The organism is Arenibacter echinorum (assembly GCF_003259375.1).
Lineage (GTDB): Bacteria > Bacteroidota > Bacteroidia > Flavobacteriales > Flavobacteriaceae > Arenibacter > Arenibacter echinorum.
Window position 1 is genome coordinate 382,106 of the sequence record NZ_QLLN01000003.1, and the last position, 18,596, is coordinate 400,701.

An 18,596-nucleotide genomic window follows, 5' to 3' on the forward strand; every position below is an offset into this window, starting at 1 on the left:
TATTAAGCTACTAACGTACTATTTATCCTCCAACAGTTGTTCCATTTCCCGCTTGCCCAGGATTCTTTCTAGCTCGTCTTTTTCTACGACCTCTTGTTCCAATAAAAGTTGTGCGAGTTTTTCCAATTCGGTTCTGTGCTTCCTTAGTATTCCTTTGGTTCTTTCATAAGAGGTGTTTACCAAATCCTGCACCTCTTTATCAATTTTTTGGGCCATATTTTCACTGTATGGTTTTCCGAACATTCGTTCATTCTGACCTGTGGAATCATAGAAGCTGATCGGGCCTATTTCCTCATCCAATCCGTAATACGCAACCATGGTATAAGCCTGTTTGGTTACTTTTTCCAAATCGTCCAGGGCACCGGACGAGATTTCATTAAAAATAATTTCCTCGGCGGCACGGCCTCCAAGGGAAGCACAAATCTGGTCCAAGAATTGTGATTTGGTCACAATTTGCCGTTCTTGGGGCAAATACCAAGCGGCACCCAAAGATTTACCCCTCGGTATAATAGATACCTTGACCAAGGAATCTACATTCTTTAAATACCAGCTTACCACAGCGTGACCTGCTTCATGGTGGGCAACAATCTGCTTTTCTTGTGGTGAAATTATCTTGCTTTTCCTTTCCATGCCCCCAATGATTCGATCCCTTGCCTCCATAAAATCCGATTGTTCCACAACCTTCTTTTTTTTACGGGCAGCGATCAATGCGGCTTCATTGCAGATATTGGCTATATCCGCACCCGAAAAGCCAGGACTCAATTTCGCAAGGAGCTCTACATCAACATTTTTTGAAAGTTTTAATGGCCGTAAATGAACTCCAAAAATCTCTATGCGTTCTTCTTTCGTCGGTAATTCCAGATAAATATGACGATCAAACCTTCCTGGTCGAAGCAATGCCTTGTCAAGCACATCGGGGCGGTTGGTGGCGGCCAGCACAATTACCCCGGTATTGGGGCCGAACCCGTCCAGTTCGGTAAGCAACTGGTTTAAGGTACTTTCACGTTCATCGTTGGCCTGAAAGGCGTTTAGTTTTCCCCTGGAACGTCCCACGGCATCAATTTCATCAATAAAAATAATACTGGGGGCCTTTTCCTTGGCGCGCTTAAACAAATCTCGAACCCTTGAGGCACCAACCCCTACAAACATTTCCACAAATTCCGACCCCGACATAGAGAAAAAGGGCACGCCGGCTTCCCCGGCAACTGCCTTGGCCATCAAGGTTTTTCCAGTTCCGGGAGGCCCTACAAGCATAACGCCCTTAGGAATTTTAGCACCCAATTTGGTATATGTTTCAGGGTTCTTGAGAAAATCTACCACCTCCATAATCTCGGTCTTGGCCTCTTTAAGGCCAGCAATGTCATTAAATGTGGCTGAACTCTTGCTTCCCTTTTCCATAAGTCTGGCATTGGATTTCCCGAAATTAAAGAGGGAACTGCCACTAGAACCAGCGCCCGTTCTCCTAATTACATAAAACCAAAACAAAATAATAAACCCAAAAGGTAACAGCCAGGAAAGAATGCTCACCCAACTGGTACGGTTCTGATATTGGACTTCAATCCTATCTTCCGGAGGAAAATTCTGCTGTGCCTTTTCTAATTTTTGTTCAAAAATATCTACCGTACCAATATTCAAATAGAATTTTGGTGTCTCTGCCGTACTAAATAGCTTTTTGGAAAATGGCACTTGGGTGTCCTCTCCTGGATGCCCATTTTTAATGTATATTTCAGCTACTTCCTTATTAACAACAACAATATTGTGGACCTGCTTCTTTACCAATAGGGAATCTTGGAGAAACGACCAGGTTATCTCTTTGGTACCGGTCACTGGATTAGTGAAAAGTGAAAATACCAGTAGTAGGGCCAACAAAAGAAGATAAATCAAACCATATCCATATCCCCCATAAGGCGATTTTGGATTTTTCTTTTCCGACGGATCTGAATCCGATTTTTTCTTAACCTGTTTGTCCATTTTTACTTAAAATTCTAAATAATATAAGGTCCTAACCAATACCCAAATCCAAAGATATCTCTTGTGAATAGGTCTTAAAATGATTTCGGTCATAGGGAACCTATCCTATTTAAATTTACCAATACCTTATAACGCTTTCCCTACCTATAAGTACCTTAGCTGTCTAGGTTTATCCAATTTTATTATTAGAATTAATATCAGCATGATGTAGATCATTTCTTGACTTGTTTATAAGACTTTATTTTGTTTTCAAAGTTCTTATAGACATGAAAACAAAAATATTGTTTAGAGCAAGAGTATTAATTCCCCTATTATCAATATTCATGGCCGTAACCAGCTGTGGCCCAATGGTCTTCACCACAGAGGCAAACCTACCACCCCCGCCTTGGTTCTATCCAAACCGGTTAGAGGTGGTTCGCTACGTATATTTTCCAAACTATCGTTTTTACTATGACCTATCGGCCCGTACTTATATCTATTTGGAAGGAAATGTTTGGGTACGGCGTAAGGTATTACCACCTAGATATAGCCATTTGGACCTAAGGCGTACGAGGTACGAGAGAATCAAGGGGTATCAAAAAGATGATATCCGCAGTTATCATGAGGAACATAATGCAAATAGGGGCAGGAGCAATCGAAGCGGTTAAAAAATCAACAGGGGAATTGACCAAAGTGATCAATGAAAAAGTTAAAAATTGTGGGGAAGCAAACTAGCTTCCAACAATTGAATTTGAAAATATAGGATCTATTTGCCAGTGCCAGGTAATTTCTACATATTAATGGGGCCTTCAAAGCATAAGATCAATCAAATAGTCCTTCCGCTTATTTACATAAAACTTATGTGGATGCAGGAAACAAAAAACCCACAACCAAAGTTGTGGGTTTCCTTTTGCGGAGAAAGAGGGATTCGAACCCCCGGAGGTGTGACCCTCAACAGTTTTCAAGACTGCCGCATTCGACCACTCTGCCATTTCTCCTTAGCGGGTGCAAATATAGAAACCTTTTTTTTCTTTTTAAAAGAAAAGGGGAATTTTATTTAATTATTTTGATAATGATAGATTCTCTCCAAGACCTTATTTTTGCCTTATGGAAGAATGGTACCATTATGTGCTTTTGGCCTTGTTGGGTCTGGTGGTTGGAGCACTCAATACCTTGGCTGCAGGCGGTTCCCTACTCACCTTACCCATCCTCATTTTTATAGGGCTACCAGCCAGTGTAGCCAACGGTACCAATAGGATAGCCGTACTTACCCAAGGTATTGCCAATGTTGCTGGTTATAAGAGCAAGGGCAAGGCAATTGCAAGTCCGTTTATTTTGTACCTTTCCATAATAGCCACCATAGGTACGCTAATTGGTTCCAAATTGGCCATAGACATCAATGAAACTGCTTTTAATAAGATATTGGCTATTGTAATGGTCCTTATAGTTATTGTAATGCTAGTACAACCAAGAATACGCATTGACAATTTTGAGGAATTAATTACGGGAAAACGACAATTTTGGGCCATAGTCTCCTTTTTCTTTATTGGCATTTATGGAGGCTTTATACAAGCCGGAACCGGTATTTTTGTTTTATTGGTATTATCGACGATCAATCACCTTACATTAATGAAATCCAACGTCATTAAGGCCGTGGTGATGGTGGTGTACACCAGTGCTGCTTTAATACTTTTTGGGTTGAACGGCAAGCTGAATTGGGAAATAGGCTTAACTTTGGCCTCTGGACAGACGCTCGGGGGCTGGTTAACCAGCAGATGGTCCGTGGACAAAGGGGACAGGATTGTGAAAATACTTCTCATCATTGTGGTTATTTTCATGTCCATTAAACTATGGTTTTTTAATTAAAAGAAAATAAATTTTGGATATTATCAAGAAATTGGAATGGCGCTATGCTGTAAAGAAGTTCAATGCCGATAAGATGTTGATGGAGGATAAACTGGATAAATTAAAGCAAGCCTTTAACTTAACGGCCACTTCCTACGGGTTACAACCCATCAAATTATTGGTGGTTCAAAATAAGGAGCTACAAAAAGAGTTGGTAAAGTTTTCTTATGGCCAAAAGCAGGTGGCTCAAGCATCGCACGTTTTTGTTATTTGCATTGAAAAGCAAATTGACCAAAAATTTATCCACGACTATTTTGCCAGGGTACAGCAAATTAGAAATACTTCAGATGAAATACTTGATCCATTTAAGGGTGCACTGGTCGAAAGCTTCTCTAAAAAGGAAAGGGAAGAGGTCAGGGTATGGGCCACCAATCAAGCCTATCTGGCATTAGGGACGCTGCTTACCGTTTGTGCTCTGGAAGAGATTGATGCCTGCCCCATGGAAGGCTTTCAGCCAACGTCCTATGACGAGTTGTTGGGGCTGGATAAACTAAGGCTTACTTCGGTATTGGTACTTCCCGTTGGCTATAGGGCAACAGACGATATGTTTGCTACCTTAAAAAAAGTACGGAGGGATTTGGATGAAAGCATCATTCATATACCCTGATCCCATCAAAAAAAAAATCGATTTAATAAGCTAATAATTAAGAATAAGATATGCCAGGATTTGAACTTTTTGGAGATAAGGAACGTAAACAGGTGAATGACGTTTTGGATTCAGGAGTATTGATGAGGTATGGATTTGATGGCATGAGGAATGGCCATTGGAAAGCCAAGGAATTGGAACAGGCCTTGCAAAAACGCATGCAAGTAAACCACGCACAATTGGTGAGCAGTGGTACTGCTGCCTTAACAGTGGCATTGGCCTGTGCCAAAGTAGGCGCAGGAGATGAGGTTATATTGCCGACATTTACATTTGTGGCAAGCTTCGAAGCAGTCCTCTCGGTTGGAGCTATTCCCATCCTAGTGGATGTGGACGACACCCTTACCTTAGATCCAATTGCTGTTGATAAAGCCATTACCAGTAAAACCAAAGTAGTGATGCCTGTACATATGTGCGGATCCATGGCGGACTTGGCAGCATTAAAAAGTATATGTGACAAGCATGACCTAATTCTACTGGAAGATGCCTGTCAGGCTATAGGTGGCAGCTATGAAGGCAAACCCTTGGGAAGTTATGGGGATTTGGGATGTTTTTCGTTCGATTATGTTAAAACCATAACCTGTGGGGAAGGTGGAGCCATCATTACCAATAGCTCAGAATATTATAAAAGTGCCGACCAATATTCCGATCATGGACATGACCATATTGGTAAGGATAGGGGAGCAGAGGACCATCCCATCCTTGGATATAACTATAGGATTTCCGAATTACATGCAGCCGTAGGCCTTGCACAAATTGAACGTTTGGACGATTTTATTGCGACCCAGAAAAAAAATTATTCCATCTTACGTTCAACTTTGGAAAAAATTCCTGGAGTTAGCTTCAGAAGAGTTCCTAAAAACGGTGTTGAAAACTATTCCTTTCTAAGTTTCTATCTTCCAACGGAAGAAACGGCTCGAAAGACGATCAAGGCTTTTTCTGAAAATGGTGTGGATGCCTGTTTTTATTGGTTCGACAATAACTGGCATTATTACCGAAAATGGAATCATTTGAAGGATTTGAATGGCTTGAATAGTTTTTCCAAGGAAATTAAAAACGGGCTTCCAAATTATGAAGCTTCGGATTTCTCCAAGTCCGATCATTGGGTCAGTAGAAATATATCCTGTTTAATCAAGTTGGGCTGGTCGGAAGATGAAGTTGCGGTCCGTGCCAACAAAATGGCTGAAATCATAAAGAATCAACTTTCCTGATAAAATGAAGCATTATGCCTATATTTATTTTTTATTATAACTATTAAACCAAAATCAAAATACCAAAAGATCATGAATACAAAGACTTCTTTCCTATGCCTATTTGCGGCAGTGTTATCCATGCAAGTGATAGCTCAAAACAAAGGTGGTACCCCTCCAGAAGTATCCCCAATGCCTATGAAAGCTGAAATGACAGAAATATGGGAGCCGGAAGTTGAAGTTGTGGTACCAGCAAAAAAATTAGGGGATGCCCCGTCTGATGCCATTATATTATTTGACGGCACAAATTTGGATCAATGGACAAGTCAAAAAGATAATTCAAAGCCGGCACCATGGAAAATTGTTGACAATAACCATATGGAAGTAGTGCCAGGGTCTGGTGGTATAAGTACAAAAATGAAATTCGGGGATTGTCAGATACATTTGGAGTTTAGTGCTCCGGATGTGGTTGAAGGAGAAAGCCAGGGTAGGGGCAATAGTGGATTGTTTTTGCAAAATAGGTACGAACTTCAAATTTTGGACTCCTACAACAACAGAACTTACCGTAACGGACAGGCAGCAAGTATCTATAAGGACGAGGCTCCATTGGTGAATGCTATGAAAAGTCCGTTGGAATGGAATACCTACGACATTATTTATACGGCGCCCCGATTTAAGGAAGACGGTCGTTTGGATGCCAAAGCTAGAATAACCGTATTGCATAATGGTGTTTTGGTCCAGAACAATACGGTGATTAATGGAATAACCTACTATATTGGACTACACAACTATCCTTCGGCCCATGGAGATGATGTAATATCCCTCCAAGATCACGGGAATAAAACACAGTTCAGAAATATTTGGTTAAGAAAATTATAGACCCCTAAAGTTAGTCCATGCCAATTGGAGTATCTATTTAACCTCTTTTAGCAGGGTTATATAATTCATCCTAACAAAATAATGATACAAAATACCTCTAAGCAATTTGGCTTGGAGGTATTTTTTTGTCTTAAAACGGGATTTAAAGTAATGGCAAAAGGCACCTTCTTTTACCGATTTATATTTCCAATTATTCTTAAAAAGTGGGTTGTATGCCACCTATGTAACACCGTAATTGGTCTATTTTCAAACCAATAGCAACCTATTTTCCAATATACATAGGCTGCTAACACCCCATTATACGGGGCTTTGACAATTCTATCCATGTTTTTGGGAAATATGTCCATCCCTTCACGTTTTCTTAACATTAGCTTAGCCCTTAATAATTAACAAACTAATGTAATATGAACAAACTGAAATCTTTATTGCTTGTCTTATTGATGGGCGTATCAACGGTTTCCTGGGCACAAACCACTGTGACAGGAACGGTATTGGATGAACAAAATGTTCCGCTCCCCGGAGCCAACGTAGTGGTAAAAAACACCACCAATGGGGTAGTGACGGACTTTGATGGAAATTTTTCCATATCGGTAAGCAACACCAATGCGGTGTTAGTAATATCCTATATAGGATATGTGGGCAAGGAAGTAAAATTGGACGGTTCCTCTTCCTACACCATTACACTAGTAGAAGATGCTACAGGTCTTGAAGAAGTAGTTGTTATTGGCTACGGATCTGTTAAAAGAACCGATTTAACAGGAGCGGTAGCTTCTTTGGATGCACAGGCAATTACCGAGCAGAAAAAAACTGATATTAGTCAGGCACTGCAAGGGCGTGTTGCTGGTGTTGATGTGAGGGCCAATAATAACAAGCCCGGGGCACCAATATCAATAGATATTAGGGGTAATACCGTTATACAGAATACTAATGAAACACGCGATGGACTAAATGATGACCTGGCAACCGACCTTTCCAGTCCATTATATGTGGTAGATGGGGTGTTTTTTGATGACATAAACATCTTAAACCCAGCTGACATCCAACAAATAGACATTTTAAAGGATGCTTCGGCCACGGCAATTTATGGATCTAGAGGTGCCAATGGTGTGGTAATTATTACTACTAAAAATGGTGTTGAAGGAAGAACGGTTTTCACATACGAGACTACTGTAGGTATCAACTCAGTAGCCAATAAACCGGATATGTATAATGGAGATGAGTTTGTGGGTTTTGTTGAAGATGTTATAAGAAGTAGAAACTGGCAAGGCCTTTTTGATTTTAACACACCGTATTACCCAACGGTAGACGATTACAACAATACACCTGTAGATTTTTCAGACGAATTTAGATCGTCAAATGAAGAAGCCGATAATGTGGCCAACCGCCGCTATACCGATTGGCAAAACGATTATCTAAAAACTGGTATTCAAACCAGTCACAATTTAGGTATGTCGGGTGGTCGTAATGGATTGACATATAATGGATCTATAGGTTACTTGAGCAATGAAGGGGTCATGGGAATTGAGAAATTCGATCGTTATAACTTAAATACTTCTATAACCAAAAAAGTATCCGATAAATTCACGGTAGGTTTAAAGGCTTATTTATCACTATCAGAACGTGAAACCGGTAGTAATGAATTGTTTAGAAGCACCTTGCGTTTGTCACCTACAGTAAATCCTCGTGACCCGGATGGCAATCTCATTCTATTTCCTGACGATCAGGATGGACGTTTTACAAACCCGTATTATGAAGCTTATGAAGATGCATGGTTAAATAACACAAGAACTCTGGACGTAATTGCCAATGTATTTTTGCAGTATCAACCTACAAAATGGATAAGCTTTAAAACACAGTTCGCGCCTAATTTAAGAACTATAAGACATGGGCAGCAATTCGGCTTGCTTACAAAATCGGCAAGAAATGAAGCACCTCGAACACGCCAATATTATGATGCGTTTTTTAATACTTCTTATTCCTGGGATAATATTGTAGATCTAAATTTTGATATTGCTGAAGGTCATAACCTAAAAACTACCCTAATTTCTTCCGTATATTATAGACAAGATGAAAGCAGTAAAATTGAAACTCGGAACTTTGATACCGATGCCTATAAATTTTATAATACTGCTGCCGGACTGGATGTATATAATTACGCCACTGACTATGAAAAAGAAACCCTGTCGTCTTTTGCTGGTAGGTTAAACTATAGTATAGATGATAAATATTTATTCACCTTTACAGGTAGGTATGATGGATCTTCCAAACTAGCTGTTGGACATGAGTGGGCATTCTTCCCATCGGCCGCATTTGCTTGGAAAGCCAGCGAGGAAAACTTTTTACAAGATGTAGATTGGTTAAGTAATCTTAAATTACGTTTAAGTTATGGTGAGTCAGGTAATGACAATGTGGCTCAACCATACCAGTCACTGGCGTTTTTAAATGGAGCCGACTATGTTTATGGAAGTGACCATTTAAACGGTGTGCAAGTAGCAGGACTGGCCAACTATGATTTAACATGGGAACGCTCTAAGGAGTATAACTTTGGTTTAGATTTAGGTATACTCAACAATAGAGTACGCTTAGGACTGGAAGTTTACAATAAAAAAACTGTGGATGCTATTTTAGGCAAAACCTTATCGGCAATAACAGGATATAGCACTGCAATTGGTAATTACGGATCTGTTAGTAACAAAGGTGTTGAAATAACCCTAAATACCACCAATGTCCAGACACAAAATTTTAAATGGACTACAAGTTTAAACTATGCACGGAACAAAAATGAAATTTTAGAGCTTGATGGTGGTATAGACAAACTTCCATACGGAAATCATGGAGTACGCCAAATAGGAGAACCTGTAGATGCCATATACAGTTACAAAATAACAGGTATTTGGCAATTGGATGAAGCTGCTGAAGCACATAGCTACAATGCTTTTCCCGGTCAATGGAAGTATGCGGACCTTAATAACGATGGTGTTTTAAATCAAGATGACAACACTGTAATTGGATCCATATCACCCGATTGGATTGGAGGTATGACAAATACTTTTGCCTATAAGAATTTGGATTTGTCCCTACAAATGTACACCAGACAAGGCACTTACGGACACTCTGAGTTTTATAACAACTTTGCACCTTGGCAAAACGACCGAGCAAAATTTAATAAGGTAAATCTGGATTATTGGACGCCTAACAATCCAGATGCAAAATACCCCGCAGCGTATTATGCTTCAACAGGAGATAATTATTACACAAGTTATGATTTTGTAAAAATCGGGAACATCGGTCTAGGTTATAATGCTTCAGAAGCATTGTTGGACAAGCTAAAAATGTCTAGCTTAAGATTAACTCTAGATTTTCAAAATCCTTTTACGTTTACCGATTATGCTGGTCCAGACCCTGAAACCGGATTAAATAATACATACAACGCAGGTTATATGATAAAAACAGTATTATTCGGACTTAAGTTGTCGTATTAATTTTAAAAATGTTAAAGATGAAAATAAATAAAAACATAAAACAAGGTATAACATTACTGGTTTTTTCAATAGTATTGAATTCCTGTAATGAATATATACAAGAGGATGCCTATTCAGATGTAACCAGTGAAACCTTTCTTAATGAAGATAATGCCGATCAATTAGTGGTTGGAGTTTATACGGCTACAAGGGCAACTTACAGAAATCACAGTTATAAATTTGAAGGTACAGACATTTTTACTGCTAAAAATGAATTGTTTTCGTTTAACAGTACCAACGATTACACCAATTTTGTAGCACCTGAAACCAATGGTGTATGGAGCAGTAATTACAATGTGGTTGCAAAAGCTAATACGGCAATCAACCGTTTTGAAAACCAAATTAGTTGGAGTGATAATAATTTGGACGCTAAAGCGTATGGTATAGCTCAAGCACGTGCGTTGCGAGCGTTGGCATTTTTTAATTTAACCGTACAATACGGTGGTGTAGATCTAGGACTTGAAGAACCTTTAAGCATACGTAACGATTATACCCGTTCTACAGAAGAAGCTACTTATTCATTGATAATAAGTGAGTTGGAAGCTGCCATACCAAACCTTGAGGATGAACCGGAAACAGGACGATTTTCAAAAAGGGCAGCACAACATTTGTTGTCGGAAGTTTATTTGACTAGGGCTTACAAATCTTTTGCCGGTAGTAACGATTTTCAAACAGCGGCAGATTTGGCCGTACAGGCCATAGGTTCCTACGATATTAGAAGCCAGTCTTTCGCTCAGGTATTTGACTATGACAACCAGGTAAACCCTGAAATACTTTTTGCTGCCCAATGGGAAAATAATGAATTTACGGAAGATAGAAATAATAACAAGCATTCCTTATTTATGTATGGAGTACAGGAATTACCTGGTGTAAGTAGAGCCAATCAATATGGTGTATCGGATGGAAGTCAAATGATGACTCCTTATTTCTATTCCTTATTTGAGGATAACGACACTCGAGAAGATGCCACTATACACCGAGTGCTTTATGCGGACGAAGATGCTGCTTGGGGAGACGACACAATTGTGCCTGGAGATACTGTTGTATATTTCCCAAAACAAGCACTTGATTTAACAGAACTTACCGATAAATTGGAGAGATACTGGGTATATCAACCAGATCAATACCTGTACGGTAAACCAGCTGATATTACAGGGGTAAACTATTTATATTCTACCGGCCTTTTTACACACTTCCCGATCATGAAAAAATTTGATGATGAGGTTTATTTTGATCAAAACGGTGGTGCACGTGACACTTTTATCTTTAGGGTTGCAGGAACTCATTTATTGGCGGCAGAAGCATTCTTAGGCGCTGGAAACACTGCTCAGGGCCTCTTTCACCTAAATCGTGTGAGGGAACGGGCAACAGGTGTAGCTGATCATTATTCAACCATAGATTTGGATGACATACTTGTCGAGAACGCCTTGGAACTTGCTGGGGAGGATAATAGATGGGCCGTCTTAAAGCGTATGGGGAAATTGGAAGAAAGAATCAATTCATATAACCCACATGTCATAGATCATGGTGCTTTTGATTCCTCAAAACATTTATTACGACCAATACCCACTAGGGAGATTGCCCTATCTCCAAACACGATGGTGCAAAACCCTAATTATTAATAGGAAATGATTTTAGAAATTTTTGTTTGAGTTAGTTTAGTTAGAATTATGGACGGGGGTTCGTTTATCCCTGTCCATATTTTTTAAGCCGAAAATCATTTCATCCAAGCATGTACAATACAATCTATAGAAGAATAAGGGATGATTATAAAGGCCCAGCCAGAAGCAATACAAATCACATTAAATAAATCTGGACCAATAACCTATCATCATAGAGCACATATAATTAAAAATACCAAACATCTAAATAGTTATTACCCTAAATCTCTAAGACACAAGAATGGATTTCCTACTTTTGAAATATTGGACTCCAATCCATTAAATTTAGAACTGAACCATAAATCAATTAATAAATGAAATTAGTCAAAGTATCCTTGTCGGCTATTCTCGGCACCGTGCTACTAGCAACGTTCCTTAATTCCTGCAAAGAAAATAAAGTTGAACAAACTAATGAAACCACGGCAAAAAGTCCTGTAGAACTGGTATACCCACAATTGGATACCGAAAATTCACGATGGTTTTTCTTTTCATCGGCAAGTCGCCCTTTCGGGATGGTAAATCTAAGTCCGGATACGGAAGTGGACGGGGCGTGGGGAAGCGGATATAGATATAAGGTAGATACCATTCAAGGTTTTAGCCATATCCATGCCTGGCAACTTTCAGGACTATCCGTACTTCCGGTAACCATATCCGAAGATAACAACAAGTCCATTTTTAAGGATTTTAAATCCAAATTCAGTCATGACCATGAAAAAGTGTCGCCGGGTTATCATTCTTTAGCTTTGGAAAAATATGGAATTAATGTAGAGCTCACTAGCACCAAAAGGGTTGGTTTTCATAAATATGTCTATCCAAAAAATAAGGATGCGGCTATTCTTTTTAACCTTAATGGCATGTTGGGGCCTTGTAAAAATTTAGATGGCAAACTAATTAAAGTAAATGCTAAGAATCTTACAGGTGAGCTTGTCATGGCACCGACCCATAGAAGGCCAAAACCGGTAAAATTATTTTTCCATATTATTTTGGATAGAGAAGTTGGTGGGGTAAACAAGGATGAAGAAACCGGAAACTATTTGATCGGATTGGGCAATGACTCCGACCAGCTTTTGATGAAAGTTGGCATTTCATATACTTCTGCAGAAAATGCCAAAGCCAATATAGATGCGGAACTGTCCCATTGGGATTTCGAAAGGATTGTAAAGGAATCCAAGGAAGAATGGAACAATGCCTTAGGTAGAATAAAAATCGCGGGCGGCACGGAAACCTCCCAAAAAAGGTTTTATACGGATCTATGGCATGCCTTGCAAGGTAGAAGGGTTATAAGCGATGTTAACGGGGCCTATCCCGATAATACAGGGGAGCTCTTCAGAATAGGGCAAATACCTTTGGATGCAGCCGGAAAACCAAAATTCAACCACTATAATTCCGATTCCTTCTGGGGTGCCCAATGGACCATAAACACACTTTGGGGCTTAGTGTATCCTGAAATTATGGAAGAGTTTGTTCAATCCTTATTGCAGTACCAAATGGATGGGGGATTGGTTCCCCGTGGGCCTTCGGGCGGTAATTATACCTATGTAATGACCGGGGCCTCATCCACACCATTTATTGTCAGCTCCATACAGAAAGGTATAGTTACACAAAATTTAGAGGACATATATGAGGCGTTAAAGATAAATCATATGCCAGGCGGAATTATGGAAAGAGCTGGATATGAACATAATACCGCACTTGGGGGTGGATTAAAATACTATATTAGGGATGGTTACGTACCTTATCCCATTCCAGAAGGAAAATTTGGTGGCCATCAGGAAGGTGCAGGTGTAACCATGGAATATGCCTATCAGGACTGGACTTTGGCACAATTGGCCAAAAAAATAGGAAATGAAGAGGATTACAACTATTTCATGGAGCGCTCCTTAAATTACAAAAATGTGTTTGATAAGACTGTGGGTTGGATGAGACCAAAAGATGTAGATGGTGTATGGACCAAAAACTTTGATCCGTACCAACATCAGCACGGATTTGTAGAATCCAACGGGGCCCAAGCCACTTGGTTTGTACCGCACGATCTTAGCGGTCTGGCTAATCTTATGGGAGGCAATGAAAAAGCTGTGGAAAAACTAAACCTTCAATTCCAAACGGCGGAAAAACTAGGATTTACTTCTGGTAATTCACATGCCCTGGAATTGCATCCCGAATATAGAAAAATACCGATCAATTATGGAAATCAGCCTTCCATGCAAACAGCCTTTGTATTTAATAAATTGGGAAGGCCGGATTTAACGCAGTTTTGGTCCAGAAAAGTAGTGGATAGAGCTTTTAGCGGTTTGTCTCCAGCTACCGGATACAACGGGGATGAGGACCAAGGACTAATGGGTAGTTTGGCCGTATTGATGAAAATAGGACTTTTTCAAATGAACGGGGGTACCGAGGACAATCCTATATACGAATTTGGCAGCCCCATTTTTGATAAAATCACCATAAGTTTGGCAAATGGCAAGGAATTGGTCATCAATGCCCCAGGTACAGCTTCGGATAAGCCTTATTTAAATGCAATAAAAATAAATGGAATGGTATCGGACCAAAATTACATTAGTCATTCCGATATTTTAAAAGGGACCACTTTGGATTTTACCATGGGGTCCGTACCTTCCATGAATTCACAGGAATAATAAGGATAAAGTGATGCATTAGGGTTTTACAGGAACAACAAATAAAACACCTCAAATATACTAGTTCACTATGGCTAATTTATTTGAGGTGTTTAAACTATAGCATCCAAGGCTCCTTATATTGCCTATTAAAAAGTTAGTGATAATTACTTTATGGGAAACAAACTTCAATTTCTGCTGGTATTTATGGTCTCCATTTGGAACCTGCATGCCCAGACAATAAAGTTTGAACATTATAATGACCACAATGGTCTATCCCATAATTCCGTAAGACATATTATTCAGGACGACCGGGGTTTTTTGTGGTTGGGTACTTTTTCAGGATTGAATCGTTTTGACGGTTATGAGTTTAAAACTTTTACCAGCTCGTCCGAAATTAACAATACCATCCCGGACGATGATATTACGGACTTGGAATTGGATAGGGAATCCAATCAATTATGGATCGGCACAAGAAAGGGACTTGTACTTTATAAGTTGGACACCCACACCTTCCGAACCTTCCTTCCTAATGTTAATGATCCAAACGCTTTGCAAGATGGGGAGATCAGGTCTGTACATATAGATCGTTTCAAGCAAGTGTGGGTGGGAACCAAGGATAAAGGACTTTTTATCTATAATCCCGAAACCCAGTATTTTAAGAAAGTAGAACTAGAAGGCTATAATTACGTCAAGGACATATTTGAAGATTCCAAGGGATATATATGGATTGCAAGTTATGGCACTGCGGGCATTGCCAAAATTTCCCTGGACAATACAGGTAACATCGGGCAAATAAGGGAATACACCTTGGAAGTTTCGGAGTCGACCGAAACAAACCCATATGTCAATTTTATCTATGAGGATCACAAATCGGATATATTTGTGGGGAGTAGGAGAGGACTATATAAATTGGAAGCGCAGACCGATTCTTTTAGAAATTTGTATTTAAAAGATTCTAAGGTCAGGGATAAATTGGGGCCATACTTTATTTCGATAGCCAGGGCGCCCAACGGTGAATATTGGCTGGGAACCCTAGGCGGAATCCTAGTGGTAGACGAACTGGAGGACATTGTACTTCAAGAATACCGATGGTATTACTCGGAATTATCGGATGATGATTCCTTGGCGGATAATTTGGTGGCAGCACTGTATTTTGATACCTCAGGCGTGCTATGGATTGGCACGGAAGACGGCCTGGAGAAATACGATCCTTATAATAATCAATTTAATTATAACTCGGATATTTCCCAATATATTGGGAATCAGGTACCCCGTATTCGTGGATTTGCAAAAACCAAAGACAATAAGATCATAGTGGCTACAAGACATAATGGCCTCTTTATTTCGGACAATGGCCATTATAGACCCTTGTTCAATAACCAAAAGGACATAGCCAGTATTTTTACCATGGATGGCAACATATTCTACTGTGGACTATGGGAAGGTCATATTTTACGTTACGATTACAGCAGTGGTAAAGCGTCCGTATTTGATGTTGGCTTTAGTAGGTCTCCAATTCTTGCTTTCGCAGATTTAGGTAACAAAAAGATGGTGGTTGGCGCTCATGGAGAGGGGGCGGTAATTATCAATACAGAAACCTTGTCACCTGTAAAGGGAACGGGAATATTATTGCCTTCACGTCCCATTAATAAATGTGTGGTGGATAATAATGGCACTATTTGGTTCGCCTCCCAAACAGGGGTTATTCAATTTGACCCAGTAAGTGGAAATACGCATGTATATGACGCCGATTTAGACGAAAACATTAGTTTGTCACATGAAAACGTCAGTGATATCACCATTGATCCGTCAGGGAAAATTTGGGCAGCGACACGGATGGGGTTGGATTACTACGATCCCGATTTGGATAATTTTGTCCCAATTATGGAGCCGGCGGAATTAAAAAGCAGTTGGATTACCGATGTGGTATCCGATACCAACGGCAGCCTATGGCTAAATATGAACAATAATCGTATTGCCCAATACAAAAAGCTATCCAACGAACTAAAAATATATTATACCGATAGTGGTAATAGGTTGGACGTATTTAGCTTAACGGGGTTTTACTACGCCGATGATTCCCACATCTATTTGGGAGGCAAAAATGAAATTATTTCCTTTTCACCATCAGACATCAAAGACAATGATATATCACCGGCTCCCCTGATCACGAATATCAAAATTCAGAATACCGATTTGGAAGTGGGAAGTATTTTAAACGATCAACAAATACTTACTTCCGACATAAATTTAAGTCGCGAATTGGTTTTGGAAAATGTCAACAAGAATTTTTCACTTACTTTTTCCAGTCCTTCCTACACCAGTGAACGCTTCAATAAGTACAGCTATAGATTAGTAGGATTTGACAAGGGATGGAATACGGTCGATATACGACAGCGTACGGTGCAGTACACCAACCTGTTTTTTGGCGATTATACCTTTGAGGTAAAGGCTATGAACAGTCACGGGGTATGGAGCGATGTCTCTTCTTACCAAATAAAGATCCTTCCGCCTTTTTGGTTTACCTACCAGTCCTTGATCATTCTTATTCTACTGCTGTTTCTTATATTCTATGTGGTACGCAAACAGATGAAAGCTCGACTTGGGTTAAAGCACCAATTGTTGTTGGAGAAAGTAAAAAGGGAACGTGATGAAAAATTGAGCAACGAAAAATTAAGGTTTTTTACCAATATTTCACACGAGCTTAGAACCCCCTTAACCCTTATACTAGGACCTACCAAGCAACTTATAGAAGATGGTGAAACTAGTGGTAACCAGTTTCAATTGAGCCGATACCAAATGATTCTACAAAATGCCAACCGGCTGCTAAACCTAGTGAATCAGGTGTTGGATTTTAGAAGGGCACAGTCTGGCGAATTGAGTTTAAAAGTTACCCATACGGACATTTTATTGCACACCAGAAATACATTTCGCTCTTTTGAGGAGCTGGCGGACGACAAAAAAATTGAGTTTAGCCTTATTTGTGAAAGTGAAATGATCGAAGGCTATGTAGACCGTGACAAGTATGATAAAATACTGTACAATTTGTTGTCCAATGCCTTAAAATTCACCCATAAATATGGCCATGTTGACGTTTTTGTGGGAACCCAATCGGTACATGGTAGAACGGAATTGGTAGTTGAAATAAGTGATGACGGTATTGGGATTCCTTTGGAAAGTCAAGAAAAAATATTTACGCGTTTTTATCAAGCGCCCAACAGTAAGATAAACAATACCGGGTCTGGAATAGGGCTCTCCCTTGTTCAGGTATTGGTACAACTTCACAAAGGAACCATTGCTGTGCAAAGTCAGGCCGATAAGGGTAGTGTATTTACCATCAAAATCCCCATAGATTACGAGGCTTATGAAGAAAGTGAAGTATTCGAGTATGGTCAGAGTCCGGTTATAGAACATTCGCCCCATTTAATTCCCAGTAAAAAAATAAACCAGAGTGCCCATTTAAAGGAAAGAATACTCATTATTGAGGACAATGCCGAATTGCGTAACTATTTGGTAGACTTTTTATCGGACTACTACAAGGTCTTTGAGGCAGAAAATGGAGAAAAGGGATTAGAGATATGTAGGCAAATAAAACCCGCACTCTGCGTTGCCGATATAATGATGCCCGTATTGGATGGACTTGAATTCTGTAAAGCGCTAAAAAATGATGGGGATATAAGCCATATACCAGTAATACTTCTAACGGCGCTATCCGATAATGACGATAAGATTAGGGGCTATAGTTCTGGAGCCGATGGGTATTTGGTAAAACCATTTGATCCCTCCCTATTAAAAACGAGGATCGAAAATATTATCCAATCGCGAATGGATCTGAAAGGTAAATTTTCCGGGGAGGCAGAAAGCGACGTAACAACCTTAACACACTCTCCCATTGATGAGAAATTCATGGAAAAACTCATTAAATTGATAGAGGTAGATATAGACAACTTGGAAATAAATACTGCATACCTATGCCAGGAATTGGGAATGAGTTCCTCCAAATTGTACAGAAAAATAAAGGAACTTACAGATCTGGCTCCAAATGAATTTATAAGAACGATTCGGTTAAAAAAAGCAGCTCAATTGTTAAATACCAAAAAGTACAATGTTTCCGAAGTATCAACTATGGTTGGATTCAACGACCCTTACTATTTTAGCCGCTGTTTTAAAAAACAGTTCGGATATCCTCCAAGCAATGTGATCAAATAGTAGCTACAAAAGTGAACCCA

10 protein-coding genes and 1 tRNA gene are annotated in these 18,596 nt (G+C 39.6%); 9 read left to right on the top strand and 2 right to left on the bottom strand.

Annotation, left to right across the window (positions count from 1 at the left end; translation table 11 throughout):
- Window positions 1-18: 18 nt before the first annotated feature.
- Entirely contained in the window at window positions 19-1,971 is a 1,953-nt protein-coding gene (gene ftsH, locus LV92_RS08765; protein ID WP_111623268.1) for an ATP-dependent zinc metalloprotease FtsH, read from the bottom strand.
- A gap of 266 nt (window positions 1,972-2,237) precedes the next feature.
- Between ftsH and LV92_RS08770 the strand changes: the two genes are divergently transcribed.
- The gene (locus tag LV92_RS08770; protein WP_111623269.1) at window positions 2,238-2,618 is read left to right on the top strand and encodes a hypothetical protein; all 381 of its coding nucleotides are present in this window, start codon (window positions 2,238-2,240) and stop codon (window positions 2,616-2,618) included.
- Window positions 2,619-2,863: 245 nt separating this feature from the next.
- Here LV92_RS08770 and LV92_RS08775 read toward each other — a convergent pair.
- A tRNA-Ser gene (locus tag LV92_RS08775) sits at window positions 2,864-2,948 on the bottom strand.
- 109 nt (window positions 2,949-3,057) lie between these two features.
- Between LV92_RS08775 and LV92_RS08780 the strand changes: the two genes are divergently transcribed.
- From LV92_RS08780 to LV92_RS08825, 8 genes are all read left to right on the top strand, one after another.
- Complete coding sequence (locus LV92_RS08780) at window positions 3,058-3,816, top strand: sulfite exporter TauE/SafE family protein (protein ID WP_111623270.1); 759 nt, start codon at window positions 3,058-3,060, stop codon at window positions 3,814-3,816.
- A gap of 13 nt (window positions 3,817-3,829) precedes the next feature.
- Window positions 3,830-4,462, top strand: a complete 633-nt coding sequence (locus LV92_RS08785) for a nitroreductase family protein (RefSeq protein WP_111623271.1) — start codon at window positions 3,830-3,832, stop codon at window positions 4,460-4,462.
- A 50-nt stretch (window positions 4,463-4,512) separates the two neighbouring features.
- On the top strand, window positions 4,513-5,709 hold the full coding sequence (locus LV92_RS08790; RefSeq protein ID WP_111623272.1) for a DegT/DnrJ/EryC1/StrS family aminotransferase: 1,197 nt from the start codon (window positions 4,513-4,515) through the stop codon (window positions 5,707-5,709).
- A gap of 72 nt (window positions 5,710-5,781) precedes the next feature.
- On the top strand, window positions 5,782-6,567 hold the full coding sequence (locus LV92_RS08795; RefSeq protein WP_111623273.1) for a 3-keto-disaccharide hydrolase: 786 nt from the start codon (window positions 5,782-5,784) through the stop codon (window positions 6,565-6,567).
- Window positions 6,568-6,971: 404 nt separating this feature from the next.
- Window positions 6,972-10,049: a SusC/RagA family TonB-linked outer membrane protein gene (locus tag LV92_RS08805; protein WP_111623275.1), complete on the top strand. Its 3,078-nt coding sequence runs from the start codon at window positions 6,972-6,974 to the stop codon at window positions 10,047-10,049.
- A gap of 17 nt (window positions 10,050-10,066) precedes the next feature.
- Window positions 10,067-11,710: a RagB/SusD family nutrient uptake outer membrane protein gene (locus LV92_RS08810; RefSeq protein WP_170126304.1), complete on the top strand. Its 1,644-nt coding sequence runs from the start codon at window positions 10,067-10,069 to the stop codon at window positions 11,708-11,710.
- A gap of 353 nt (window positions 11,711-12,063) precedes the next feature.
- Entirely contained in the window at window positions 12,064-14,385 is a 2,322-nt protein-coding gene (locus LV92_RS08820; RefSeq protein WP_111623278.1) for a GH92 family glycosyl hydrolase, read from the top strand.
- A 153-nt stretch (window positions 14,386-14,538) separates the two neighbouring features.
- Window positions 14,539-18,576, top strand: coding sequence for a hybrid sensor histidine kinase/response regulator transcription factor (locus LV92_RS08825; protein WP_111623279.1), 4,038 nt, complete (start codon window positions 14,539-14,541; stop codon window positions 18,574-18,576).
- Window positions 18,577-18,596 lie beyond the last annotated feature (20 nt).